This window comes from Alsobacter metallidurans (assembly GCF_014636935.1).
In the GTDB taxonomy this organism is placed as follows: Bacteria; Pseudomonadota; Alphaproteobacteria; order Rhizobiales; family Beijerinckiaceae; genus Alsobacter; species Alsobacter metallidurans.
In genome coordinates this window covers 980,463-1,005,000 of sequence record NZ_BMES01000002.1, presented here as the reverse complement: position 1 = coordinate 1,005,000, position 24,538 = coordinate 980,463, and the positions used below count along the sequence as shown (strand labels likewise).

The window sequence follows — 24,538 nt, the reverse complement described above, 5'->3', positions numbered from 1 at the left end:
GGGAGCGTCGAGGTCCGATCACGGGAGGACACATGGTCGCCAACCCCATCGCGCGTGATCCAGGGACGGTAGAAGCCGCGTCGCCCGTGGCCGCCGTGCAGGCGTCGACGCCCGGCCAGGGCCGGATGATGCGCCGCGCCGCCGCGATCGGCTGGAATCTCCTGCCGCCCTTGTCTTTCGTGGTGATCGTCGGGTGCTGGTGGGCAGCCGTGAAGGCCTTCAAAATTCCGCCCTATCTACTGCCTAGCCCAGACTCGGTGTTCGAGCGGCTGGTGGCGGACCGGGCGCTGCTGTGGACGCACGCCAAGGTGACGTTGGCCGAGATCCTGCTCGGATTCGGGCTCACCATCGTGCTGGCCATCCCGCTCGGGCTCGTGATCGCGTTGTCGCGCGTCGCCAAGCAGACGCTTTATCCGCCCATCGTCCTGCTGCAGCTCGTTCCCAAGATCGCCGTCGCGCCTCTGTTTCTCGTGTGGCTGGGGTTCGGCATCGAATCCAAGGTGCTGCTGACGACGCTGATGACGTTTTTTCCGCTGCTGATTTCCAGCATCAGCGGCTTCCAGATCCTGGACACGCGCCTGCTCTACCTCACCAAATCCATGGGCGCGAGCATCTGGCAAACGTTCCGGTTCTTGCGTTTCCCAGCGGCGCTGCCCGTGATCTTCGCGGGCGTCAAGACGTCCGCCACGATAGCGGCGACAGCCGCCATCGTGGCCGAATTCGTCGGAGCCAACGAGGGGCTCGGCTACGTGCTGCTGCGCGGCACCAGCACGATGGACCTCCAGCTCACCTTCGCGGTGCTCGTGGTGCTGACGTTGATCGGCATCCTCATCAACTACGCGGTGGAACTCGCCGAGTGGGCCCTGACCCCCTGGCAGCGGATCAGCCGCACGTGATCGCCGGCGCGGCTTTTGGCGCGTCGGTCGCAACCAACAACAACGATGACGAGGGAGGACGAAACATGACGACGTCGATCAAGAGCCGGACTTCCGGCAGCCGTTCGCGCCTGAAGAGCGTAACCCTCGCGGGTGCGCTGGCGCTCGCCGCATGGGCGCCGCAGGGCGCGTCGGCCCAGACCAAGCTGACGTTCCAGCTCAACTGGACGGCAGGCGGCCCCAATGCAGGATTCGCGGCCGCGGTTGGCGAGGGCTACTACAAGGACGCGGGGCTCGACGTCGCCGTGGTGCAAGGCAACGGCTCGGGCAACACGGCCCAGCTCGTCGCCAACGGCCGTGCGCAGGTGGCCTACGCGGACGCTGTCGCGGTCAGCCAGCTGATCGCCAAGGGCGCGCCCATGAAGGTGGTCGCCACCGTCTACCAGTCCAACCCCAACGAGGTGTCGGCGCTGAAAAAGACGGGCGTCACCTCCGTGAAGGCGCTCGCGGGCAAGAAGGTCGGCGTGCCAGCCGGCTCCTCGCAGACCACGATGCTGCCGCTGTTCCTGAAGGCCAACGGCTTGAAGGAAACCGACATGACGATGCTGAACATGCCGCCGACGTCCATGGTGCCAGCCCTGTTGCAGGGGCAGGTCGACGCCATCCTGGGCTCCATGGACGCTTACCAGATCCAGCTCGAAGCCCAGGGCGCGGAGCTGGATAATTTCCGCTTCGCTGACTTCGGCGTCCCGACCGTCAGCACCTCGATCTTCGTGGCCGACAGCTTTCTCAAGGAGCAGCCTGACGTCGTGAAGAAGTTCGTCGCCGCGAGCCTGAAGGGCTGGGGCTTCGCAATCGACAACCCTGAAAAGACCGTGCAGCACCTCAAGACGGTATTCCCCGAGGTGAACGCCAAGCTGGCCGCCAGCGAACTCGCCGCCATCACGCCCTTGTTCTGCAGCGGCGGGGCCAAGTTCCTGGGCAAGGCCGAGGACAGCCAGTGGGAGAAGACGCAAACGCTTCTGTCGGAGGTCGGCTTGCTGCCTGCCGGGCAAGACCCGAAGAGCTACTACACCAACGCGTTCCTCCCCGCGGAGAAGGACCTGCGCCCCTGCAAGTGAGCAGGCGCGCGCGAGCGTCTGAACCGCGAACGGAGACCCGGAATGACGACTGGCTATCGCTTCGAGGACCTTCACGTCGGGATGCGGTTCCGCAGCCCCGGGCGCACGATCGGAGAGGCCGACCTGATGGCCTTCGCGGGCCTGACCGGCGACTTCTCCGAGCTGCACACGAGCGAGGTCTATGGCCGCGCCAGCCAGTTCGGTCGCCGCGTCGCGCACGGCATGCTGGGCCTTGCCTACGCGCATGGCCTGATGTGGGCCAGAACCGGCGAGCTCAGGGAGACGGCCATCGCCTTCCTGGGCATCACGGACTGGTCGTTCGCGGGGCCGATCTTCATCGGCGACACGATCTTCGTGAACTATTGGATCGTCGAGATCCGGGACAGCCGCTCGCGTCCCAACCAGGCCATCGCGACCTTCGCGGTGGAGTTGGTGAACCAGGACGGCGTCGTGGTGCAGAAGGGCCGCAAGGCGCTTCTGCTGTCCAAGACGCCGCTCGAGGCCGTCGCGGCGTCGCGCGGCGAACCCGACACCGTCGCCGTTTGATGAGGCTCCCATGAGCGCCGCGGCCCTGTCCCTGCCGGAACAATCGGGTGTTCCTATCGGCATCCGCAACGTCTCGAAAGAGTTCGGCGAGCATTCGGGCAAGCCGTTCCAGGCGCTGAAGCCGCTGAACGTCTCCATCGACGCGGGGGCCTTCGTGTCGGTGGTCGGCGCCTCGGGCTGCGGCAAGAGCACGCTCATGCTCATTGCCGCGGGCCTGCTCAAGCCGAGTTCGGGCGAGGTCGTGGTCGACGGCCGCCCGGTGGTGAAGCCGATCACCGATGTGGGCATCGCCTTCCAGGACCACCTCCTGCTTGAATTCCGCACCGCGTTCGAGAACGTGATGCTGCATGCGGACATCCGCGGCCTGCCGCGCCAACCGCTCGAGAAGCGGGCGCGCGACCTATTCGCGCAGCTCAAGCTCGAGCATGCGATGAACAAATATCCGTCGCAGCTTTCCGGCGGCATGCGCCAGCGCGTGTCGCTGATCCGCACGCTCGTGCACGATCCGGCCGTGATCCTGATGGACGAGCCCTTCGGGGCGCTGGACGCGCTGACGCGGCTTCAGGTCCGGGCGGATCTCGAGGAGCTTTGGTTGCGGCGCAGGCCGACCGTGCTGTTCATCACGCACAGCGTCGAAGAAGCCGTGGGGCTTTCCGACCGCATCCTGGTGATGAGCCCGAGCCCGGGCGAGGTGATCGACGACATTCAGGTGTCGCTGCCACGGCCGCGGCCGCTGGTGCTCGGCGACGCGCCGGAGTTCACCCGCTATGTCGACCGTATTCACCGGCATTTCGCCCGGCTCGGCGTGTTGCACGGCGTCGAGCCCGGAGCGGCCAAGGAGCCGGCGTGACCGGACCAGGCAGGGGAGGGCGGGGGTGACCGCGCAAGGCAGGACGGGAGCCCGGGTGGAACTCACCCGGTCTGGCGCGGTCGCCGAGATCGCGTTGCAGGCCGGACCGCTCAACCTGGTGACGAAGCCGCTCCTGCGCTCGCTGAACGCCGCGCTCGCGACGCTGGCCGGGGACGCGCAGGTGCGTTGCGTGATCCTGCATGGCGGGACGGGGCGGGCCTTCTGCGCCGGCAGCGACATCAAGGAATTCGCGCATCTCCGCGAGAACGCCAGCGAGGAGAAAATCCTCTTCGAGGATATGGTGCTGCGGCGGCTGGCGCGGCTGCCGGCGCCCACCATCGCGGCGCTGGACGGACCGGCGCTGGGCGGAGGGCTGGAACTGGCGCTCGCCTGCGACCTGCGGGTCGCCCGCGTGGGGATCGCGCTGGGCCTGACGGAGTGCCGCCTCGGCGGCCTAGCGGGCAGCGGCGCCGTGCGTCTGGCGCGCCTCGTCGGCCCGGCCCGGGCCAAGGAGATGCTGTTCACCGGAGAGGTCGTCGACGCCGACCAGGCTCTCGCTTGGGGCGTCGTAAACCGCATCGCACGAGACGGGTCGGCGCTGGACGCCGCTCGGGCCTGGGCGGGCGTCATCGCCGACCGAGGTCCCCTTTCGAACCGGCTCGGCAAGCAGCTCGTGGACGCGGCCCTGGACGAACCGCTCGAGGGCGCGCTCAGCCGATCGACGGTGTCCCAGCAGGCAATCTTCGACTCTGATGACCTGCGCGAAGGCATGCGCGCCTTTTTCGACAAGCGTACGCCTGTGTTTCGCGGATCTTGACGCAGCGGGCCATCTTCAGGCGGCAGTTTCACCGAAATAGTCCAGCACGGCCGCGGCCTGCCCGGCGACCATGGCGGCTCCGCCTACGGTGCGGCACCCGCTGGCGCGAGCGAGATCCAGAAGCCGCGTCGCCTCGCGGGGAACGATGTCCACCACCGTGAGCGATGCGGGCAGTGCGTCGTCGAGCGCGACAGGGAGCCCGTCCGCGTCCGACAGGCCGACCGGCGTCGCGTTGATCAGGATCGAGACGGTTTCCAGCGACGGCGGGGCCAAGGAAACGATGACGCCCGGGAAGGCTTTCGCGACCGAGACGGCGATGCCGGTTGCTTTGTCGGCTTCGACGTCCGTGAGATGGATTTGGCTCGCGCCCGCCTCCGCCAGCGCAAACGCGATCGCGCCGCCGGCTCCGCCAGCGCCGACCAGCCAGATGGTCCGGCCGCCAGGCGAGGTCCCGACATCCTCAAGGGCGCGCACGAGGCCGACGCCGTCGAACATGTCGGCTTCCCACCGTCCGTCCAGCCGGCGGCGTAGCGCATTCGTGGCGCCCACTTGTCGGGCGCGGGAATGCACGACGTCGGCGAAGGGCAGGGCGGCCTGTTTGTGCGGGTAGGTGAAGACGAGCCCGTCCACGTTGCCGGCGCGTAGCAGCCCGCGCAGGCCGGCATCGAAATCCGCTGTCGACAACAGCCAGGGGACGAGAACGGCGTTGCGGCCTGCCGCCGCCAGCAATGCGTTGTAGACAGCCGGCGACTTCGCCTGCGCGATTGGGTCGCCCACAATGGCGTAAAGGCGCGTGGCGCCCGTGATCACCGGCTGGTCGGGACGAGTCTCAGAACTGCTCATAATGTCAATGTAGCCGGTTACATGCTTCTTGCAAGTTTGCCGGTTGGAGGGCTGTCTCACGCCGGCCGGGGAGGCGGACCCGAAGATCCGCGGATCACCAGCTCGGGAACATGCTCGTAGATGACCGGCAAGGGCCGCTGCTCGACCATTCCGACAACCGAACGCGCGGCGTTGCGGCCCACCTCGTCGCTGGGGACGCGCAGCGCCGTCACGGTGACGGGCAGGTGGGACATGATGTCGATGTCGTCATAGCTGACGATCGAGACCGCGCCCGGAACGTCGACGCCGCGCGCCAGCGCCTCGATCATGGCGCCGACTGCAAGGTGGGCGTTGCCGCACACGATCGCGGTGGGCCGGGGCGTGGTGTCCCATACGGCGCCGAACATCTCGCGCCCTTCCTCAATGGTCCAGCGACCCACCGCCATGTGCTGTGGCCGCACCGCGATGCCCTGGATCGCGAGCGCGTCGCGGATGCCGTTGAGCCGGGCTTCGGCTCGGTCGTTGTTCTCGACGGATTGGGCCAGCACCGCGATGGTGCGGTGGCCGACTTCGATCAGGTAGTTGGTCAGGCCCGCCATGGCCTTGCGGTTGTCAGGGCCGATGCAGACGCCCTCGTCCTGCCCGTCATGCACGAAGCTGAAGACGTGCGGCATGCGATGCTTGTCGAGGAAGCGATACAGGTCCGGGTGGTGGGCGCGGCCCACCAGGATCAGCCCGTCGACGCCGCGCTCGGCGAATTTCTTGACCTGGGCCAATTCCTGCACGGCGTCGTATTCCGAACAGGCGAGCAGGAGCGTGTAGCCGAGGCCCTGCAGCTCCTTCTGCACGGCGTTGGTGGCGCGCGCGAAATCGCCGGTCGCCAGCGTCGGGAACACGGCGCCGATCGCATAGGAGCGGCGCGTCGCCAGCGCCTTGGCGGCGCCGTCCGGCACCCAGCCGAGTTGCTCGATGGTGGCGGAGATGCGCTGGCGCAGCTCGGGCGAGACGAGGTCCGGATTGTTGATGGCCCGCGACACCGTCGCGGTCGAGACGCCCGCGAGCTTCGCCACGTCGCGCAGGCCGACGCTGCCCGGGTGCCGCTTGCGGCCTTCGACCACGCTCATTCCTGTCCCCCGGTTCAGCGCGCCGTCTCGTCTCAACGCTGCCCTGGTTGGGCCAGCATCTCGGCATGCGTCAAGCTATACTGCAACTGGTAGATCCCGCGCCGCACCGTTCCGGCCGCGCCGGCCCCGCGCAGGCGCTCCGCGATGTCGAGCGTCGGGCGCATGAGTTCCAGCGCGGCCCGGTCGACAGCTTCGACGAGCGCGATCCAGTCCACCACCTCGTCCGGCTGGGCGCGCATGGCCTTTTCGGCCGAGTCGCTGCGGCTCGCCTGATGCTCGCCCTGGAGCAGATGGACAGCCACGATCCCGCGCTGGTCCATCGCTGACTGGAGGATGCCTGTGGCCGCATCGCCGAAATCGGCCGGAACCGGACTGGAAACCCGGAACGTCTCGATCCAGCCGGCCTCGCCGACGCCCATGCTCATCGCGACGTCGCACACCGTCCGCGAGGTGTCCGTGAAATGGCGGACGACCTGCCGCGTCCAGTCCGAAGGCGCGTTGAGGCGAGCCTTGTAGGCGCCCGACGTCAGCGCCTCCGCGCCCTCCGTTTCGTAGAAGTTGAAATAAAGCGGCGACGCGTCCTGCGAGGCATAGCGGCGGCCGCGCAGGAAACCCGGGAGGCTGACGCGCTCGGGGATGTGCTCGCGCACATGCCAGGCTACGAAGTCCGCTTCCGCTTCCGGCGCGATCCCGTTCCAGATCGCCAGTACGCCACGTCCCGCCATCGCCATTGCGCAAAACTCCCTGCCTCAGCCGTGCTGAACTGTAACCGCTTGCAGAATTGCTCTGTAACGATATTGGGCGTCTTTCGCAACGTTACATTCCTTGCGCGACGGCAGCGGCGGGTGTGTGAACAAGAGCGTTGACGCCCGCAATCACCCGCATTATCGATAATGATATGCTTGCTCCTGCGCTGAAATTGATGCGGCCGGCGGACGTGGCCTACAACCACGTCAAGCGGCGCATCATGCTCAACGAGCTGGAGCCCGAGACCGTGCTGACGGAGCTTGGCCTCGCCCGCGAGATCGGCGCCAGCCAGGGCACCGTGCGCGAGGCGCTGCTCCGCCTGCAGGAGGAGGGCCTCGTGTCGCGCAGCGGGCGCCGCGGCACGGTGGTGACCCGGCTTACCGCCGACGAAGCGCAGGAAATGCTGGTGCTGCGGCGGACCATCGAGACGCGCGGCGCGCGGCGCGCGGCCGCAGCCGCCACCCCGGCGCTGATCGAGACGCTCCTGCCCATCCGCGCCGCGATGGACGACGCCGCCGCCCAGCAGGACGAGTACGGGCTCATCGAAGCCGACAAGGATTTTCATCTCGCCATCTTCCGCGCGTCCGGGCTAGACGCGCTGGAGCAGATCCTGGTGCGCTGCATGTTGCACTCCCACCGCTTCAAGCTGTGGGCGCCCGGCCACCGGCGGCCGCTGGTCGACACGGTGACCCGCCATGACGTGCTCATGGACTGCCTGCGCGCCCGGGATGGCGAGGGCCTGGCGCAGGCGCTGGGGCAGCACATCGACACCATCGTGCTGCTCGGCGATGCCGCCCCAACGGAGACCACGGCGTGACACCCTTCATCCATCCCGAGATGGCGACAATCCTCGCCGAGTTCAGGGCCCAGCCGGCCGTCGACGTGAAGACGCTGCCGATCGAGGAGGCTCGCCGGGTGAGCGATGCGGCCTCGGCGGCGTGGAGCGTTGGCGCGCCCGCGATGGACGTGGCGGAGCTGACCGTGCCGGGCCCGTTCCCCATGCGGGCGCGGCTCTATCGTCCGGCGGCGGTCGAGGCGATGCCCGTCATCATCTTCGTGCATGGCGGCGGCTGGACGTTCGGCTCGATCGACACGCATGACGGCGCCATGCGCGAACTCGCGGTCGCGTCGGGATGCGCCGTGTTCGGCTTCGATTATCGCCTTGCGCCCGAGCATCCGTTTCCGGCGCCGCTGGACGACTGCATGGCGGCGATCGCCTTCGTGCGGGAAGGCGGCCTTGGCCGCGCCGTGGCGGCGGAGCGCTGGGCGCTCGCCGGGGATTCGGCCGGCGCGACGCTGGCGCTGGCGGCGATGATGCGCCTGCGGGACGGTGGCCATAGCCTCCCTGCCGCGGCGGCTCTGTTCTACGGCTGCTATGCGCCGATCTTCGACACGCCGAGCCACCACGCTTTCGGCGAGGGTTACCTGCTCACCTCGGTCAACATGCGCTGGTACTGGCGCAACTACCTGGCCGACGCCTTCGACGCGCCGCCGCCCGAGGCCGCGCCGCTGGAGGCTGATCTCGCGGGGCTGCCGCCGCTCTATCTCGCGGCAGCCGGGCTCGATCCGCTGCGCGACGACACCAGCCGCCTGGCCGTCCGGCTGGCCGAGGCCGGCGTCGACTTCCGCTACGACCACGTTCCCGGCGTCGTCCATGGCTGCCTGCGCATGAGCCGCAGACTGCCTCCGGCGCAGGCCATCATCACGGCCGCAGGCGACATGCTCGCCGGCGCGCTCGCGACAAAGACCACAAAAAACCAGAACAGGGAGGAGAGGGCCGATGACCAAGGGGACCAAGGGACCTGACGGATCCAGGCTGAAGCCAGCCGAGATCGGGACGCTCGGCCGCAGGACGTTCCTGCAACTGGCGGGCGCGTCGGCGCTGGCCGGCGGATTGGCGCGGCCTGCGCACGCGCAGGCGCAGACCACCGTCCGCTGGTGGTATCACTATGACAATCCGCAGAACACGCCGGCGGCGCTCGTCGCGCAGTTCGAGGCCGCCAATCCGGGCATCAAGATCCAGGCCGAGGCGATCCCGTGGGGCGGCGGCACGGACTACATTAACCGGATGTTCTCGTCCGTGGTGGCCGGCAACCAGCCCGATTGCGCCATGGTGCGCCTGTCATACCTGTCGCGCTTCGCCCAGATGAAGGCGCTGGAGCCGCTGGACGGCATGTTGGCAAAGTGGGACGCCAAGTCGGACATCTCCGATGACGTCTGGAAGCTGAATCGCGCGCCGGACGGCAAGCAGTACTACATGCCGCTCCACTACGTGGTGATCTACCTCTACTACCGGCAGGACCTGTTCGAGCAGGCCGGCCTGCAGCCCCCCAAAACCTTCGACGAGTTCCTCGGCGCCGCGAAGGCGCTGACCAAGGACGGGATGTTCGGCTACGGCATGCGCGGCGGCGCGGGAGCCCACGACAACTGGGGCCCCTTCGTGCTCGGGGGCGGCGGCAGCTTTGAAAAGGGCGGGTTGCTGACCGAAAAGGCGCTGGCCGCCAACCGCTGGTTTATCGAGCTGGCGACCAAGCACAAGGTGGTCCCGCCCTCCGCGCCCACCGACGCTTTCCGGCAGATCGTCGACAGCTTCAAGGCGGGCCGCACCGGCATGACGATCCACCATATCGGGTCGGCAGCCGAAGTGGTGGGAGCATTGGGCGACAAGGCCTCGGCGGTCCCGCTACCGCGCGCGGCGGATGGCGGCGGCTGGACCTATTTCGGCGACGAATCCAACGCCATCTTCTCGGCAAGCAAGAACAAGGAGGCGGCGTTCCGCTGGATTTCGTTCCTGTCGTCTGGCGAAGCCAACGTCGAGCAGGCCAAGCTCAGCGGGCAATTGCCGATCACGACCTCGGGCGTGAAGAGCTGGACGGGGCACCCCAAGCGCTTCGTCGACGCCAGCTTCGCGTCGCTACCGATCGCCCGCACGCTGCCCGACAGCGTGAAGACGCCGGACTTCGTAGGGCGCGTCCTGCCCACCAACATGCAGCGCGCGCTGACCGGCGAGATCAATCCCGACGACCTGATGAAGGCCGTCGACCAGCTCTTCAACGGCTGACGCATCACCGCCAGCGCGAGGCCGGCCGGAACGCACGATGCGCGCCCGGCCGGCGCCCCTCGGGACACAACGATGAACCACGCCACGGTGCGCGCCGCGACACCCTACGGCTTCCTGCTGCCCGCGCTGGTGCTGACCGCGCTGGTGATCCTGTACCCGGTCGTGCAGACGGTCTGGTACAGCGTGCAGGACTACATCCTCTATGCGCCGGACGACGCGCGTTTCGTCGGGTTCCGCAACTACGCGGCGGCCTTGCGGGACGAGGTCTTCTGGATTTCGCTTGGCCATTCGGCCGTGTGGGTGGGCGGGATCGTGTTCGCCCAACTCGCGCTGGGGCTCGCCACCGCGCTGCTGCTGAACCAGAGCTTCTGGTGGCGGGGCCTCGCCCGGGCGCTTGTGATCATTCCTTGGGCGCTGCCCAGCGTGATCATCGGCCTGATGTGGACCTGGATCTACGACTACAACACCGGTGTTCTCAACGACATCCTGATCCGGATGGGCGTGATCTCGCAGCCCTTCCCGTGGCTCGCCAGCCCGGCGACTGCGCTTGGTTGCGTGATGCTGGCGCTCGTCTGGCAGGGGTTCCCGTTCTTTGCCGTGATGATCCTTGCGGGGCTCCAGACCGTGCCGCGCGAGCTTTATGAAGCCGCCGAGATCGACGGCGCTACGGCGTTCCGGCAATTCGTCCACATCACCGCGCCGGGCATCGCCGGCATCGTGGCCACCGCCGTGCTGCTGCGCATCATCTGGGTGGCCAATTCGCTCGACGTCATCCTGGTGATGACGGGCGGCGGGCCGGGCTACGCCACGCACACGCTGCCGCTCTACGCCTTCCTGCGCGCCTATAGCGGCATGGAGTTCGGTTCCGCGGCCGCGCTGGCGCTGCTGCTTACCGTGATGCTGCTCGCCATCGTGTGGCTGTACGTGACCCGGCAGGCGAGGGAGCTCGACGCATGAGCCGCCGCCTTTCCGCCCGCAAGCGCATTTTGCTTGTCGAGATCCCCGTGCTGGCGATCCTGGCCTTCGCGCTCGCCCCGTTTCTGTGGATGCTGCTCACCTCGGTGAAGCCCACCTCGGACCTGTCCGTGTTCCCGGTGCGCTACTGGCCGAGCCGCTTCACGCTCGAGCACTACGCCATGCTGCTGCAGCGCACGAGCTTTGCGGGCAACCTCCTGAACAGCTTCATCATCGCTTGCGGGGCCGTGCTGGTCGGCCTCGTCACCAGCGTGCCCGCCGCCTATGCGTTCTCGCGTTTTCGCTTCGGCGGCCGGCGGCTGCTGATGACCGGGTTCCTGGTCATCAACATGTTCCCGATCGTGCTGCTGATCATTCCGCTCTTCGTGCTGATGCGGAATCTCGGCCTGATCGACACCTTCATCGGCGTCATCATCGGGCACTCCACCTTCTCGATCCCGTTCTCGATCTGGATGCTGGTGAGCTACTTCAACGCGATCCCGCGCGAGCTCGACGAGGCGGCGACCATCGACGGGGCCAGCCGGCTGCAGACGATCCGCCTCGTGATCCTGCCGCTGGTGATGCCCGGGCTGGTGACCACCGCGATCTACGTCTTCATCACTTCCTGGAACGAATACCTCTTCGCCATGATGCTGTCGGGGCAGACCGTGCGACCGGTCACGGTCGCGCTGCAGCTCTTCATCGGCGAGTTCACGGTCCAGTGGGGCCTGCTTACCGCGGGCGGGGCGCTGATCGCGCTGCCGGTCGCCATCCTCTTCCTGTTGGTTCAAAGGCGCATCGTGGGGGGACTGACCTCCGGCGCAGTGAAGGCATGACCATGACCAACCCCATCGGCGTCATCTCGATGTTCTATGCGCGGCCGTTCACCCGCGAGCATTTCTCGACCTTCGCGCGTATCAAGCGGGCAGGGGCGGATGTGGTCGAACTGCTCATGCCCGAGCCGGGCGAGCTCGATCTGGCCGAAACGCGCGCCGCAATCGCGGACGCCGGGCTTTCCTGCGTGCTGGCCGCCCGCGTGAACCTGACGCGCGACCTCGCAAGCGCCGAGCCGGCCGCGCACGCCGCCGGCGTCGCCTATCTGGAACAGACCGTGGAGATCGCCGGCAAGCTCGGCGCCGGCATCGTGGGCGGGCCGCTCTATGGCGCTCCCATGGTGTTCGCCGGGCGCGCCCCGGCGCCCGTCGACGCGGACGAGCGCAGGCGTCGCATCGACGCGGTGGTGAAGGGGCTGACCATCGCCGGGCGCCGCGCCGCGGATGCGGGCGTCCTTCTGGGCGTGGAGCCGCTGAACCGCTTCGAGACCGACGTCTGCAACACGGCCCGGCATGCGCTGGAACTTGTGGAGCGCGTCGGCAACCCGGCCGTGGGCGTGATGCTCGACACGTTCCACATGAACATGGAGGAGTTCGACATCGCGGACGCCATCCGGCGCACCGGGTCGCGGCTCGTCCATTTCCAGGCCAACGAGAACAACCGCGGCTTCGTGGGCGCCGGCCACATCGACTGGGCGTCGGTGGCCCGCGCGGTCCGCGACGTCGACTACCGCGGCCCGATCGTGCTGGAGCCGTTCCGCCGCTCCGACGAAGCCGCCGGCGTAACGTTGGCGCAGTGGCGGGCGCCCACAACGGACGAGGATGGGCCGCTCGCGGCCAGCATTGCGTACTTGGCCGCAACGCTCGCCTTTGCGCGCGCGACCGCCTGACCAGCCCGGAGACGTTCCAATGACCTCGCTTCGCATCGGCTGGATCGGCTGCGGCACCCATGCCTCCGAGATGCTGCTCCCCCAGCTCACCCGGCACGACGTCGTCCTCCAGGCGCTGTGCGATGTCGCGCCCGAGCGCCTGGCCGAGGCCGGACGCCGCTTCGGCGTCGCCGAGGCGGACCGGACGCCGGACTGGCGCGCGCTGCTCGCCCGGGGCGACATCGACGCCGTTGGGATGGCGGTCGGGCCGGCTCTCCACCACGAGATCGGCCTCGCCGCCATCGCGCGCGGCCTGCCGGTTTTCATCGAGAAGCCTCCGGCTCCCACGGCGCGCCAGGCGCAGGAGCTGGCCGACGCCGCCAGCGCCAGGGGCGTCCCGGTCGTGCTCGGCTTCATGAAGCGGTATTCCACCGCCAACCGCATCGCCGCCAACGTGCTGCACGCGGCTGATTTCGGGCCGCGCGCGAGCTTTCTCGGCGAGTACATGACGGCCCCGACCTATTTCGCCGGGGACGTCGACTACACCGGCTTCTACCTGCACCACTGCGTCCACTATTTCGATCTCGTCCCGCACCTGATGGGGGAGGTCGCGGCCATTTCGTCGCGTCGCCACGAGCTTTCGCCGGGCAAGCTGCTGCTGCACCTGGACTTTCGCTTCGCGAGCGGGGGCATCGGCACGCTTGTGCTCGGGACCCACCAGTCCCGGGGCACCCCCATGGAGTGGTGGCAGGTGATGGGCGACCACAAGCGCGTCGAGGTGCGCAACGTCCATGAGGTCCGCTATTTCCGGCACCCGCCCTTCAAGGCTTCGGTGGGCTCGGCCTCGCTGGTCGACGGCGAGGACACGCTGGTCTGGGAGCCGAACCTCACGGCGGCCGCCAACGAGGACCACAAGGGCTACCACGCCCTGCTCGGCGACTTCGTGCGCGCCGCCCGCGGCGAGGCCGTGTCGACGCCGGACGCCGCAGCCGGCGCCCGCGCGATGGCGCTGATGGAGCAGGCGCTCGGCCTCGACCAGCCGGCCTCCCGGTGATCCCCCACAACGAAGCAGGACGGAGCGGCGCCATGGACCACAAGATCAGCAGGATCGATGTCCACCTCGTCTCGGCGCAGGCGCCGGCGGGCTTGGCAGACGCCACCCGCAAGGTAGAGACGATCGGCTTTCTTCTGGTGCGGATCACCACGGACCAGGGATTGGAAGGGATCGGAGTCACTTATCACGAGGTTGGCGGCGAGGCGACGCGGGAGGTCATCCGCCGCAACATGGCGCCCAAGCTCATCGGGCGCGATCCGCTGCAGACCGAGGCGATCTGGCAGGAGCTGTTCCACTACCTTCGCGGCATCGGCCGCAAGGGCCTGATGTTCTGCGCCCTGAGCGCGATCGACATCGCGCTGTGGGACCTGAAGGGCAAGATCGTCGGCCTGCCGCTCTCGCGCCTGCTGGGCGGCGACCGGACGCGCGTCCCGGTCTATGCGAGCGGTGGCTGGACGTCCTATGACGACGACCAGCTCGTCGACGAGATGAAAACCATGGTGGCGCGCGGCTTTAGCGCCATCAAGTTCAAAGTTGGATTCAACGGCGGCCAGAGTCTGCGCCGCGATGTCGAGCGCGTCCGGAAAGTGCGCGAGGCCGTCGGGCCGGACATCCGCCTGCTGGTGGACGCCAACAACTGTTTCGACGCCGCAACCGCGATCCAGCTCGCCAATCGGATCCGCGAATACGACATCACGCTGTTTGAAGAGCCGGTCTTCGCAGACGACATTCCGGGCCTCGCCCGATTCCGGCGCGGGACGGACATTCCGCTGGCGACCGGCGAGCACGAATACACGCGCTTCGGCGTCCGCGACCTCCTCCTGGCCGAGGCGGCCGACATCGTACAGGTCGATGGCGCTCGCGCGGGCGGCTACACCGAGATGCTGAAATGCGCTGCGCTGACGCAGGCCTGGAACGTCAAGTTCGCGCCGCACGCGATGGAGAATATCCACCTGCCGCTCGCAGCCGCCGTGCCGAACATCTTCATGCTCGAGAGACTTTTGATGTTCGAAGGCATAACAGCCGCGCTGTTCAAGAACGCGGTGGTCCCGGTGGACGGTTACATGGCGGTCCCGGAAGCGCCTGGCCTGGGCCTGACGCCCGACATGGATTTCGTGCGCGAGCACGACGAACTCTGAGCCTGTCGGATCGCATGGCGCGAGCCAGAGCGGCGCATTCGTTTACGCGCCGTCCGAAATGCAATCGTCATTCAGGGACCCTTAAACCATAGGTTGCAGATTTGGCTTGGCACTCGTGCTTAGCCGCTGATCGCCACGGCCATGAAAAGCTCCAAGGCCGGACTTTGTCTTCGTGGGGGATCACGAGCTGCGATGCCTATTCGTCGTATGAGACGCCGTTTGCTGGCGTGCTGGGGGCTCGCCAGTTTCACCGCATTTGCGGGGTGGGCGACGCTACCGGGCCAAGCTCGGGCTGAGCCGTTGAAGCTGAAGGTCATCGGGGGCCTGAGCGGCGTCAACCAGTATCGCAGCCTGGAAGAGCCATTCTGGCGCAGCGAATTTGAGGCTCTGACGGGCGGGCGCGCGACCGCGAGCATCGCTCCCTTTGACGCCAGCGGCATGCGGGCGCAGGACATGCTGCAATTAATTCGCCTTGGCGTTGCGCCCTTCGGCACGGTGGTGATGAGCGTCGCCGAGGCCGAGGATCCGGAAATCAACGCCGTGGACCTCGCGGGTTTCAACCCGGACCTGCCCACGTTGCGGCGACACGTCGCCGCCGACCGGGACCACCTCACCGCCATCCTGTCCCAGCGCTACGGCGTCAAGCTCCTCGCCGTATACGCCTACCCGGCGCAGGTGCTGTACTGCGCCAAGCCCTTCAGCGGGTTCGGCGATCTCAAGGGCCGCACAATCCGGACGTCGTCGGTCACCCAGTCAGACCTGTTCGAAGCGCTCGGGGCCAAGACCGTGGTCACCCCCTTCGCCGAGATCGTTCCGGCGATTCGCAAGGGCGTGGTCGACTGCGCGGTCACGGGTACGCTGAGCGGCAACGAGAACGGGCTCGCGGAGATTGCCACCCACCTTTCCCCCATGGCGATCAACTGGGGGCTGTCGATCTTCGCCGCCAACGAGGCCGCGTGGCTGGCGCTGCCGCCGGACATCCAGGCCGCAGCCGAGAAAGGGATTTCGGGACTGGAGAAGCGGATCTGGGAGGCCGCCGACGCCGACACCGTGCGGGGGATCGACTGCAACATCGGGAGGAGTTCCTGCCCGCCGGGGCAGCGCCGCGCGATGCAGCTCGTTCCGAGCTCGGCCGACGATGAACGCCTGCGCGGGACGGTGCTCGAAAGTTCGGTGCTGCCGCATTGGATCCAGCGCTGCGGCGACGGCTGCGCGAGTATCTGGAGCAACACCAGTCCCCAGAAGGCGGCCACCGCGAAACCGGCGGCTGCGGCGGGTCCGCTCGTGCGCCCATGAGCAGCTTTCTCGGAGGTCGGCGCTGGTCACAGGCCGCCGTCGTGCTCTGCACGGTCGTGCTGATGCTCGTGATCGCCGGAGGGGCCGCCACGGTTGTGATCAAGACCGTCGCGGATACGGATCGCTCATCGAAGGAAAGCCTCGACCGGGTCGGTCGGACGGCTGACGGCATCGTCAACGGTCAGCTCGTGCAGGTCGATCGCACCCTCGCGAGCGTCCCGGGCATTCTGAGCCTCACCTCCGACATGCGGTCCGGCGCAGCCGCGTCGCGCATGCTGGAGCTCCTGAGCTTTCAGAGCCCGCTCCATCGCGACCTTTTGGTGGTGCGGCCGGACGGCGTGGTCTGGGCGTCAGCTCGCCCAGGCTCGCGCCGGGGGGCGTTTGCGCTGAAGACGCTTGGAACCGGCGTCGCGCCGGGCGCGGCGCATCTCCATGGGCCGCTCAAGAACCCGCTCACGGGCGAATGGTCCATGTATTTGGCGCGCAGGATCGTGCTGCCTGAGCTGCCCGAGGCCTTCGCGGTCGCGGAGGTTCCGCTGGCGATGATCACGGGGCCGCTCGCCAATCTGGCGGCCGTTCCGGGCGTGCGTTTCGAGCTTCGTGACGGCGCCGGCCAGCTCGCCGCCAGCTACCCGCATGACGAAACCCGGATCGGCGCGTTTGGCGGCAAGGAGGGCTCGGACTGGGAGTGGGAAGGCAACGCCCTTTATGACGGCTACCGGCTATTCGCGATCATCAATCCTGATCTCGTGCTGCGCGAGGCGATTCTGGAAAATCGGCACATCATCCTCGGCGCTGTCGCCGCCGAGGCCTTCCTGGTGCTGTTCGCCTTCGGCGTGATCATCGCGCTCCGGCGCGAGGCGCAATTGTCCGGCCTTCTCACGGACGCCATCGAGGCCATGTCCGACGGGTTCGTGATGTGGGATCCGCGCGATCGCATGGTGATCTGCAACCAGAACTACAAAGATCTCTATTCGGCGAGCGCCGCCTTCCTGGTGCCCGGCGCGACGTTCGAGGAGGTGATGCGCAAGGGGGCCGAGGTCGGGCAATACCCGCAAGCCGGCGACGACATCGAGGCTTTCGTCGAGCACATGGTGTCGTGGCGAAAGAGCTCTAAAGGTTCCTTCGAGCGTCTGTTGCCGGACGGGCGCTGGGTGCTGGCGACCGAGCGCCGCACCGTCACGGGCGGATCGGTGGGCATGCGCAAGGACATTACCGAGCTGAAGCGCCAGCAGGACCTGGTGCTTCGCTACAAGGCGGAGCTCCACGACCTGGCGGTCAGCTTCGAGCGGTCGGTCAAGGCCAGCGCGGCGCGCGTCAAGAAGGCGGCCGAGGCGGCGGACGACGAATCCAAGGTCATGTCGTCGGCGGCCTCGGAGGCTGTGCATCAGGCGAAAGTGGTGCGGGGCTCGGCCGAGGGCACGTCGTCCACCGTCGAGGTTGTAGCCGGGAGCGCCGAGCAGCTTTCCGCCTCGGTCAAGGGTGTCGCGCAACGGGCGCGACGCGCGGCCCACATGGCCGACTTCGCGTCGGAACGCTCCCGAGTCGCCACACAGGTGATGACAGCGCTCGACCACTCCGCCTCGCAGGTCTCGGCCGTGGTGGACATGATCGGCGAACTCGCCGGGCAGACCAATCTTCTCGCGCTGAACGCCGCGATCGAATCCGCCCGCGCCGGCGAGGCGGGCCGCGGCTTCGCGGTGGTGGCCAACGAGGTGAAGGCGCTCGCCGCGCAGACGAGCCGCTCGACTGAGGCCATCGCCAAGCAGGTCCAGGCGATCCAGACCGCGTCCGCCCAGGCCACGGACAGCATCGCGGCGATGAACACGATCATCATCGACATGAAGGCCGAAGCCGAGCAGGTCGAGTTGGCCGTGAGCGAGCAGGATCATTCCGCCGCCTCGATCACGAGCAGCATCCGGGCTGCCGCCACGACCACGTCCGACGTGTCGGGCGCGGTGGCGATGATCGCCGGCCGCTCCGAACTCATCAACGCATCGGTGGACGAGATGAACGCCACCATCCGGCGCTTGCTGAACGAAGCCAACGGGCTCGTGACAGAGACCGACCAGTTCATGCGCAAGCTGACGGCGGCCTAGCGCGTCACGCGCCGACAGCCCGCAAGGATTGGTGGATACGACGTTCGCTTTCCATGGTGTAGCGGCCGCTCGCCGCCACGGCCACGGGCCTTGCGCCTCGGCCTTGGACCGCGAGAGTGGCTGCGGCGTGCTGGACCGGAGCCATGTCGTCTTCCAGGGCCGCGAATGCGTGATCGGCTTCGCCCAGGACCTGTTCCAGCCGTGAGCCTCCATCGGCGAAGAGCCGCAGCGCCGCCATCAGGGTGGCCTCGTTGCGGCCGAGCGTTTCCATCATGGCGGCGATGTCGGTTTCGGCCTGGCCCAGTCGGCTGGAATCCTGCCGCGACCGCGCGCTCTCGAGTTGCATGCTGCAGTCCAGCACGGCCTGGAATACGTCCATGAGCTCGCGCGTATCCCCGACGATCTGCCCGGCGTAGTGCCTCAAGTCCTGCGAGATCACCGCGAGGGCGCGGCCCTCGCCACCGAGCCGGGCCGACTTGATGGCGGCGTTCATACCCACGGTCGTGATCGAGAAGCTGATGGCGTTCAGCGTCTCCATGCGGTCGCGGAATTCCGCCAGCGCGCCCGACAATGTCCGCATGACGCTGTCGACGCCCAGCCGAGCGGTTTCGCATTCCAGGATCAGGGCGCGAACGGCCGACAACTTGGCGCTGAGGCGCTCGTGCAGCGTCTCGGCGGAGTCGGAGTTGATCAGCGACCGTCCGAGCGCCACGATCGCGTCGGCGTCGGATCCGATGGACGCCAGCGACGCGCGTGTGGTCGTGACGGCGGAGTCAAAATCGACCAGCGCATGGGCGAGTTGGGCGCCTTGGAGGGCGCAGGTCGCCGCAAGTTCGGCTTCGTCCTCCGCCGGGGCGCTCAGCCCTCTCTCGATGTGCTCCAGCCGTTGGCGCGTGCTGTCGCCGGCCTGCAGGGACATGATCACGTCGCCGACGACGTCGCCGATCCGCGCGCTGTTCTCCGCCACCCTCGCGGACACCCGGACGGCGTCGTGCTGGCGCGTCTCGATGGCGTCGAACGCGGCCTGCAGTTCGAGAACGCTGTTGCGCAAGTCCTGGCCCCGCTCGGCCTCGAAGCGCCTTTGGGAGTCGCGCGCCTCGGCGACCTGCCGGGAGATGGCCGCATAGCTGCGCGCATGAGCGTTGACGCCGCCCTGGGCGCCGGCGGCCAGTTGCACGATCTCATCCGCGAACTCGACGAAGTTGTAGCGGTTGTTCGACAGGTAGGCGGCTTCTATTCGCGAACTGCGCGCCAGGATCGCGAGCGTGCGGATGCTGGTCACGAGCCGGTCCAGTGGCGCATGCATGCGGTCTAGGCTCGCCTTGACGCCATCCAGCGCCGCCCGCTCCACCGGCAGCGCGTCGCACACGGCGGACATTTCGGACGCGATGCGCCACAGCGTCTCGGACGCCTGCATCATGCTTTCACTGTTGATCTCCGCCGGAATGGCGGCGACGCGCCCGGTGAGCGAGCCCACGATCGCGAGCGCCTCGTCGAGCGCGCTTCCGACCGCCAGGAAGCGGTCCTCGATGAGCTCGGCGCCGGTGCGAACCGCCACGGCGGCGTGCTCGACGGCGATTTGGCGACTTTCCACGGAAGCGTTCACGCCATGCTCTCCAGAACGGGCGCGTGCCGACGCACGCTGATGATTTCGGAAGCGAGCAGGCCGAGCGGCAGCACCTTGGCGGCCGCCCCCCGGGCGATCGCTTCCTTGGGCATGCCGAACACCACGCAGGTCGCCTCGTCCTGCGCCACCGTGAGGGCGCCGGCCTTGCGCATTTCCAGGAGCCCGCGGGCGCCGTCGTCGCCCATGCCCGTCATGATCACCCCGACCGCGTTCGCGCCCGCATACTGGGCGGCGGAGCGAAACAGCACGTCGACGGACGGCCGGTGGCGGGACACCAGCGGCCCGTCCTTGACGTTGACGAAGTAGCGCGCGCCGCTGCGATTGAGCAGCGTGTGCCGGTTGCCCGGCGCGATCAGCGCGCGGCCCGGCAGCACGGCGTCGCCGTCCTCGGCTTCCTTCACGTCGATCTGGCAGAGCCCGTCCAGCCGGCGCGCGAATGCGGCGGTGAACTTCTCCGGCATGTGCTGGGTGATGACGATGCCCGGGCAATCCACCGGAAGCGCCTGCAAAACTTCGCGCAGGGATTCCGTGCCGCCGGTTGAGGCGCCGATGCACACCACCTTTTCGGTGGTGGACGCCAACGCGCGTCGCTGGGCCGGCGGGGGCAGCATGGCGTCGGCGGTGAGCTTGGCCTCGACGGGCGACGCGGCGGCGGGCTGGCGTCTGCGGGCCGCCCCGGCCTTCGACTGGGCGGCCGCCCGCACCACGTCCCAGATGTGAGCGCGCGAGTCCTGCAGAAAGCGCCGGGTTTCCACACGGGGCTTGGGAAGAATGTCGAAGGCGCCGGCTTCCAGCGCGTCGAGCAGGGTCTGGGAGCCCGCCTCGGTCAGCGTCGAGCAGATAATCACCGGGATCGGCCGCTGCGCGACGATCTTGCGCAGGAACGTCAGGCCGTCCATGCGCGGCATTTCGATGTCGAGGATGAGAACGTCGGGCATCTCGTCCTGCATCCGCCGCACCGCCGCGAAGGGATCGGAGGCGGCGCCCATGACGACGATGTCTGGCGCGCCTTCGAAGATGCCGGTCAGCGTTTGCCGGACGGACGCGCTGTCATCGACGATCAGGACGCGGATCTTCGGGGGAGGGATCATGCGGCCGCAGTCCTGGGGAAATCGGTTCCGGCGGCGAGGCGCTTGGGCGCAGCCGCCTTCTGGTAGACGGTCGGCAGCACCTGACGCACCGAGAGGCCGACGCCGGCCATCGATTCCGAATGGCCGAGGAAGAGGTATCCGCCTGGCCGCAGATGCGAGACGAGGCGCGTCAGCACGGCGTGCTGCACGTCGCGGTCGAAGTAGATGAGCACGTTGCGGCAGAAGATGACGTCGACGTCGTTCTCGACCCCGTACCGTGCATCCATCAGGTTGAGGTGGCCAAAACCCACGTTGGCCCGCAGTTCGGGAGCGATCCGAAACTCCGCCCGGCCGGGGTCGCGCGACGTCAGCACGTAGCGCCTGCGCATCTCGGGAGGGATCGGGGCCGCCATGTCGAGCTGGAACACGGCGCGCCTGGCCTGGGCCAGCACGTCGGTGGAGATGTCGGTGGCGAGGATGCGGTAGCGAAACGGCGCCTCGCGGGCCATCGCGTCCAGCACCATCGCGATCGTATAGGGCTCGGCGCCGGTGGAGCACGCGGCGCTCCACAGCGTCAGCGGACGCTTGGAGTCGCGCCGCAGGAGTTCGGGCGCGACACGGTCGCGGAGTACGTCGAAATGCACCGGCTCGCGGAAGAAGTCGGTCTTGTTGGTGGTCATGCAGTTGATGAAATGGGGGAACTCGTCCTCCGGCGCGTCGCCGGCCAGCAGCGCCGCGTAGGCGGACAGGTCCGGCAGGCCGAGCGCCCGCACGCGCTTGCGCAGACGGGCTTCCACCATGATGCGCTTGGATGCCGGCACGCGAATGCCCGTGTGGTTTTCCACCAGACTCGCGATGCGCCGGAACTGGGCGTCGGTGAGATGATCCTCCACCATGATCAGGCGGCCTTGGTCGCAAGCGAGGGGAGGTCGTCGAGCCGGAGCAGCCGCGGCACGTCGAACACCATCACGAACGCGTCGCGTCGGCGGCCGACGCCGGACACGCAGGCGGAAGCCTTGGCGCCGCCGACGGCAGGCGGTGGATCGAGCCGCCCGTCATCGAGCTCCGCAACCTCGAACACGCGTTCGGCCAGGAGGCCGACCGAGAGCTCGGACCCGTCCTGCTCGGCGTTCAGGATCACGATCCGGGTCGCGGCGGTCTCGGGAACCGGCTCGAGGCCGAGCCGAAGCCGCAGGTCCAGCACCGGAACGCTCTCGCCGCGCACGTCGATCATGCCCAGCACGCAGTTCGGCGCATGCGGCAGGCGCGCGATGCGGCGCATCTCGAGGATCTCCCGCACGCTTTCGATCGGCAGGGCGAAAACGTCCTCGCCGACGCCCAGCGTCACGAACTGGTTCACGGTCGCCATGGTGAGCTCCTGCGGGCCACGCTCACGAGCGCCGGAACTGTGCGTCTTCGGCGTCTTCACCGCCGAGGTCGTACACGAAGCCGCCATTCGCCACGGCGCGGCCGGCCGGAGCGCGGGCGCGCTTGGGGGCGGGCTTCTCGACCGTCTTCGGCCGGGTCGCGGCCGGGAAGTTGGCCTCGACCCGCTGCTGCAGGGCGCGTACCGGCTGGTCGGCTGGCGCAGGCGTGGCGGCCGTGTCGTCCAGGCGGAAGAACGCGATGGTAGACTGGAGTTGGTCGGCCTGGGCGGACAGCTCCTCGGAAGTGGCCGAGACCTGCTCGGACGCGGCGGCGTTCTGCTGCGTCACCTTGTCGAGCTGCTGGATGGCCTGGTTGATCTGCGTGGCGCCGACGTCCTGCTCGCGGCAGGCGGCCGTGATCTCCTCCACGAGTTCGGCCGTGCGGCGGATATCGGGCACCAGCTTGGCCAGCATGGAGCCGGCTTCGCGGGCGGACTTCACTGTGCTGGATGACAGCGAGCCGATTTCAGCCGCGGCGGCCTGGCTGCGCTCGGCGAGCTTGCGCACCTCCGATGCCACCACGGCGAAGCCCTTGCCGTGCTCGCCCGCGCGGGCCGCCTCGACGGCTGCGTTGAGGGCGAGAAGGTCCGTCTGGCGGGCGATCTCCTGCACGATGGTGATCTTCTCGGCGATAGTCTGCATCGCCTCGACGGCCGTGCCGACCGCGACGCCGCTGGCTTCGGCGTCCTTGGCGGACTGGCGAGCGATCTTTTCGGTCTGGCTCGCGTTCTCGGCGTTCTGCTTCACGTTGGCGGCCATCTGCTCCATGGAGGCGGACGCCTCCTCGGTGGAGGACGCCTGTTCGGTGGCGCCCTGCGACAGCTGCTCGGCGCTCGAAGACAGCTCCTGGCTACCGCCCGCGACGTTGCGGACGGCCGTGATGGTGTCCGACACCACGTTGCGCAGGCGCTCGACCATCTGCTCGAGCGCAATACCGAGCGAATCCACCTCCGAGCGAGGCTTCGGCTGGACGGTGAGGTCGCCGGCCGCGATGCGGGCGGCCACGCCGGCGGCGTCTTGCAGGCCGTCGCACATGGTGTTCATGGCCGCGCCGAGGTCGCCGAACTCATCCTGGGACGTGATCGCGATGCGCTGGCTCAGGTCGCCGCGCGCGATTGCGGCGGCCATGTCGACCGAGCGGCGCACGCCGCGGTTGATGATCAACGAAAGCGCGACGGCCGCGGCCAGACCCACCAGGAGCGACGTCAGCGCAAGCGCGGCCAACTGGATCTGGGCTGAACGGAATTGCTCGACGGCGGCGTCGGACGTCTGCTGGAAGACGGCGTCCAGCAGCTTCATGTAACGCTCGATCCGCTCCACCACGGCGTCGGCGACCACTTTGCCCTGACCCTGTGAGAGTTCGCTCGCTTTGACGGATCCAGCTACGCGCTTGATCGCCACGACGTTTTCGATGACCGAGGTCCATGCGACGGCGATCTGCGCAACGTTGGCGACTGCATTCTTGATCGAATGGTCCTGCGCCGCCTTGGTAAGAGTGGAGACTTGCGCTTTAACTTCATTGATGGACGCTTCGGTTGCTCGCGCGGCGGCCTCAATCTCATCACTGCGCGTGAGCGACACGTAGGTCAGGATATCAACGAGCGCCCGGCGGCCTACGCGGCGCAACCGGTCGTTGGCCGCGAACACGTCGGCCAGAGCCGGCTCGGTCGCCGCCTGCGCGCCCACAGCATCGGACGCCCTCTCGAGGCGGTCGAACATCGCGCGCCCATCACTCAGCAGAAGGGCGGTGGACCGACGGTCCGAGTTAAGCTTGGCGAGTTCGAATACATTGTCTTGAATAAGAACGTGGCGCTCGTACTCGTCCTTCATCTCGTCCAGCGCCTTCTTGCCCTCCTCGGTCGTCGCGAGGCCGCGCAGCGCGTCACGGTTCATGATCACATTTTTCCTGAGGTCCTGCGCCCGCTTCTGGATCGCCTCGATGGCGGCCTCATTCGTCGCCAATAGAGCCTCTTTCTCGGCCTGAATGTCTCGAAGGACATCCGCGTGCAGATCGGCGCTGACGTCCATCCGCTTCGCCACGCTGTGGATTGCATAGTCCAGCCGATCGTTCAGGGCTGAGAGCTTCAGGTAGCTGACCCCCGCCGCGGTGGTGGAGAGGCCGATAACAACGGCGAAAGCCAAGCCGAGCTTGGCGCGAACGGTGAAGCGCATGACGAGTATTCCCCCAGGCGCCCGGCGAGCCGGGC

23 protein-coding genes are annotated in these 24,538 nt (G+C 68.0%); 15 read left to right on the top strand and 8 right to left on the bottom strand.

The features are described 5' to 3' along the window. The first annotated feature begins 32 nt into the window (after nt 1–32). The 5 genes from IEV99_RS14940 (at nt 33) to IEV99_RS14920 (ending at nt 4,209) form a co-directional block, all read left to right on the top strand. On the top strand, nt 33–896 hold the full coding sequence (locus IEV99_RS14940) for an ABC transporter permease (RefSeq protein WP_188518549.1): 864 nt from the start codon (nt 33–35) through the stop codon (nt 894–896). A 65-nt stretch (nt 897–961) separates the two neighbouring features. Further along, the gene (locus IEV99_RS14935; protein WP_188518548.1) at nt 962–1,996 is read left to right on the top strand and encodes an ABC transporter substrate-binding protein; all 1,035 of its coding nucleotides are present in this window, start codon (nt 962–964) and stop codon (nt 1,994–1,996) included. A gap of 42 nt (nt 1,997–2,038) precedes the next feature. Further along, complete coding sequence (locus IEV99_RS14930; RefSeq protein ID WP_188518547.1) at nt 2,039–2,542, top strand: MaoC/PaaZ C-terminal domain-containing protein; 504 nt, start codon at nt 2,039–2,041, stop codon at nt 2,540–2,542. Nucleotides 2,543–2,552: 10 nt separating this feature from the next. Continuing rightward, nucleotides 2,553–3,392 (top strand): ABC transporter ATP-binding protein, encoded by an 840-nt coding sequence (locus IEV99_RS14925; protein ID WP_188518546.1) that lies wholly within the window; start codon nt 2,553–2,555, stop codon nt 3,390–3,392. A gap of 25 nt (nt 3,393–3,417) precedes the next feature. Beyond that, nucleotides 3,418–4,209, top strand: coding sequence for an enoyl-CoA hydratase/isomerase family protein (locus IEV99_RS14920; RefSeq protein ID WP_244643886.1), 792 nt, complete (start codon nt 3,418–3,420; stop codon nt 4,207–4,209). 15 nt (nt 4,210–4,224) lie between these two features. Here the strand turns inward: IEV99_RS14920 and IEV99_RS14915 are convergent, their stop codons facing one another. From IEV99_RS14915 to IEV99_RS14905, 3 genes are read right to left on the bottom strand one after another with little or no spacing between them, the layout of a single operon-like run. Beyond that, nucleotides 4,225–5,052: a shikimate dehydrogenase family protein gene (locus tag IEV99_RS14915; RefSeq protein ID WP_188518544.1), complete on the bottom strand. Its 828-nt coding sequence runs from the start codon at nt 5,050–5,052 to the stop codon at nt 4,225–4,227. A gap of 56 nt (nt 5,053–5,108) precedes the next feature. Next, nucleotides 5,109–6,155: a LacI family DNA-binding transcriptional regulator gene (locus IEV99_RS14910; RefSeq protein WP_188518543.1), complete on the bottom strand. Its 1,047-nt coding sequence runs from the start codon at nt 6,153–6,155 to the stop codon at nt 5,109–5,111. A 32-nt stretch (nt 6,156–6,187) separates the two neighbouring features. After that, a complete protein-coding gene (locus IEV99_RS14905; protein WP_188518542.1) occupies nt 6,188–6,886 on the bottom strand; it encodes a DUF4286 family protein in 699 nt (232 codons plus the stop codon). A gap of 167 nt (nt 6,887–7,053) precedes the next feature. Between IEV99_RS14905 and IEV99_RS14900 the strand changes: the two genes are divergently transcribed. From IEV99_RS14900 to IEV99_RS14855, 10 genes are all read left to right on the top strand, one after another. After that, nucleotides 7,054–7,719 (top strand): GntR family transcriptional regulator, encoded by a 666-nt coding sequence (locus IEV99_RS14900; RefSeq protein ID WP_188518541.1) that lies wholly within the window; start codon nt 7,054–7,056, stop codon nt 7,717–7,719. Further along, the gene (locus IEV99_RS14895) at nt 7,716–8,708 is read left to right on the top strand and encodes an alpha/beta hydrolase (RefSeq protein WP_188518540.1); all 993 of its coding nucleotides are present in this window, start codon (nt 7,716–7,718) and stop codon (nt 8,706–8,708) included. The genes IEV99_RS14900 and IEV99_RS14895 overlap by 4 nt, the downstream gene beginning before the upstream one ends. Then, nucleotides 8,683–9,963 (top strand): ABC transporter substrate-binding protein, encoded by a 1,281-nt coding sequence (locus IEV99_RS14890; RefSeq protein ID WP_188518539.1) that lies wholly within the window; start codon nt 8,683–8,685, stop codon nt 9,961–9,963. Before IEV99_RS14895 ends, IEV99_RS14890 begins: the two co-directional genes overlap by 26 nt. A 72-nt stretch (nt 9,964–10,035) precedes the next feature. Continuing rightward, complete coding sequence (locus IEV99_RS14885; protein ID WP_188518538.1) at nt 10,036–10,920, top strand: carbohydrate ABC transporter permease; 885 nt, start codon at nt 10,036–10,038, stop codon at nt 10,918–10,920. Next, a complete protein-coding gene (locus IEV99_RS14880; protein ID WP_188518537.1) occupies nt 10,917–11,753 on the top strand; it encodes a carbohydrate ABC transporter permease in 837 nt (278 codons plus the stop codon). Before IEV99_RS14885 ends, IEV99_RS14880 begins: the two co-directional genes overlap by 4 nt. A 2-nt stretch (nt 11,754–11,755) precedes the next feature. Beyond that, nucleotides 11,756–12,640 (top strand): sugar phosphate isomerase/epimerase family protein, encoded by an 885-nt coding sequence (locus IEV99_RS14875; protein ID WP_244643885.1) that lies wholly within the window; start codon nt 11,756–11,758, stop codon nt 12,638–12,640. A 19-nt stretch (nt 12,641–12,659) separates the two neighbouring features. Beyond that, nucleotides 12,660–13,673 carry a Gfo/Idh/MocA family protein gene (locus IEV99_RS14870; protein ID WP_188518535.1) on the top strand — a complete coding sequence of 338 codons (1,014 nt, stop codon included), beginning with the start codon at nt 12,660–12,662 and terminating at the stop codon, nt 13,671–13,673. A 32-nt stretch (nt 13,674–13,705) separates the two neighbouring features. Next, nucleotides 13,706–14,812 carry a mandelate racemase/muconate lactonizing enzyme family protein gene (locus tag IEV99_RS14865; RefSeq protein WP_188518534.1) on the top strand — a complete coding sequence of 369 codons (1,107 nt, stop codon included), beginning with the start codon at nt 13,706–13,708 and terminating at the stop codon, nt 14,810–14,812. A 141-nt stretch (nt 14,813–14,953) separates the two neighbouring features. Further along, nucleotides 14,954–16,108, top strand: coding sequence for a TRAP transporter substrate-binding protein (locus tag IEV99_RS14860; RefSeq protein WP_188518533.1), 1,155 nt, complete (start codon nt 14,954–14,956; stop codon nt 16,106–16,108). Beyond that, nucleotides 16,105–18,207 carry a methyl-accepting chemotaxis protein gene (locus IEV99_RS14855; protein WP_188518532.1) on the top strand — a complete coding sequence of 701 codons (2,103 nt, stop codon included), beginning with the start codon at nt 16,105–16,107 and terminating at the stop codon, nt 18,205–18,207. The genes IEV99_RS14860 and IEV99_RS14855 overlap by 4 nt, the downstream gene beginning before the upstream one ends. A 4-nt stretch (nt 18,208–18,211) precedes the next feature. Here IEV99_RS14855 and IEV99_RS14850 read toward each other — a convergent pair whose 3' ends face one another. The 5 genes from IEV99_RS14850 to IEV99_RS14830 are packed head-to-tail and all read right to left on the bottom strand — an operon-like array spanning nt 18,212 to nt 24,503. Continuing rightward, nucleotides 18,212–19,813, bottom strand: coding sequence for a hypothetical protein (locus IEV99_RS14850; RefSeq protein WP_194483074.1), 1,602 nt, complete (start codon nt 19,811–19,813; stop codon nt 18,212–18,214). Further along, on the bottom strand, nt 19,810–20,925 hold the full coding sequence (locus tag IEV99_RS14845) for a protein-glutamate methylesterase/protein-glutamine glutaminase (RefSeq protein WP_188518530.1): 1,116 nt from the start codon (nt 20,923–20,925) through the stop codon (nt 19,810–19,812). Before IEV99_RS14845 ends, IEV99_RS14850 begins: the two co-directional genes overlap by 4 nt. Then, complete coding sequence (locus IEV99_RS14840) at nt 20,922–21,800, bottom strand: CheR family methyltransferase (protein ID WP_188518529.1); 879 nt, start codon at nt 21,798–21,800, stop codon at nt 20,922–20,924. Before IEV99_RS14840 ends, IEV99_RS14845 begins: the two co-directional genes overlap by 4 nt. A gap of 2 nt (nt 21,801–21,802) precedes the next feature. After that, a complete protein-coding gene (locus IEV99_RS14835; RefSeq protein WP_188518528.1) occupies nt 21,803–22,273 on the bottom strand; it encodes a chemotaxis protein CheW in 471 nt (156 codons plus the stop codon). A gap of 22 nt (nt 22,274–22,295) precedes the next feature. Continuing rightward, nucleotides 22,296–24,503 (bottom strand): HAMP domain-containing methyl-accepting chemotaxis protein, encoded by a 2,208-nt coding sequence (locus IEV99_RS14830; protein ID WP_188518527.1) that lies wholly within the window; start codon nt 24,501–24,503, stop codon nt 22,296–22,298. Nucleotides 24,504–24,538: the final 35 nt, after the last annotated feature.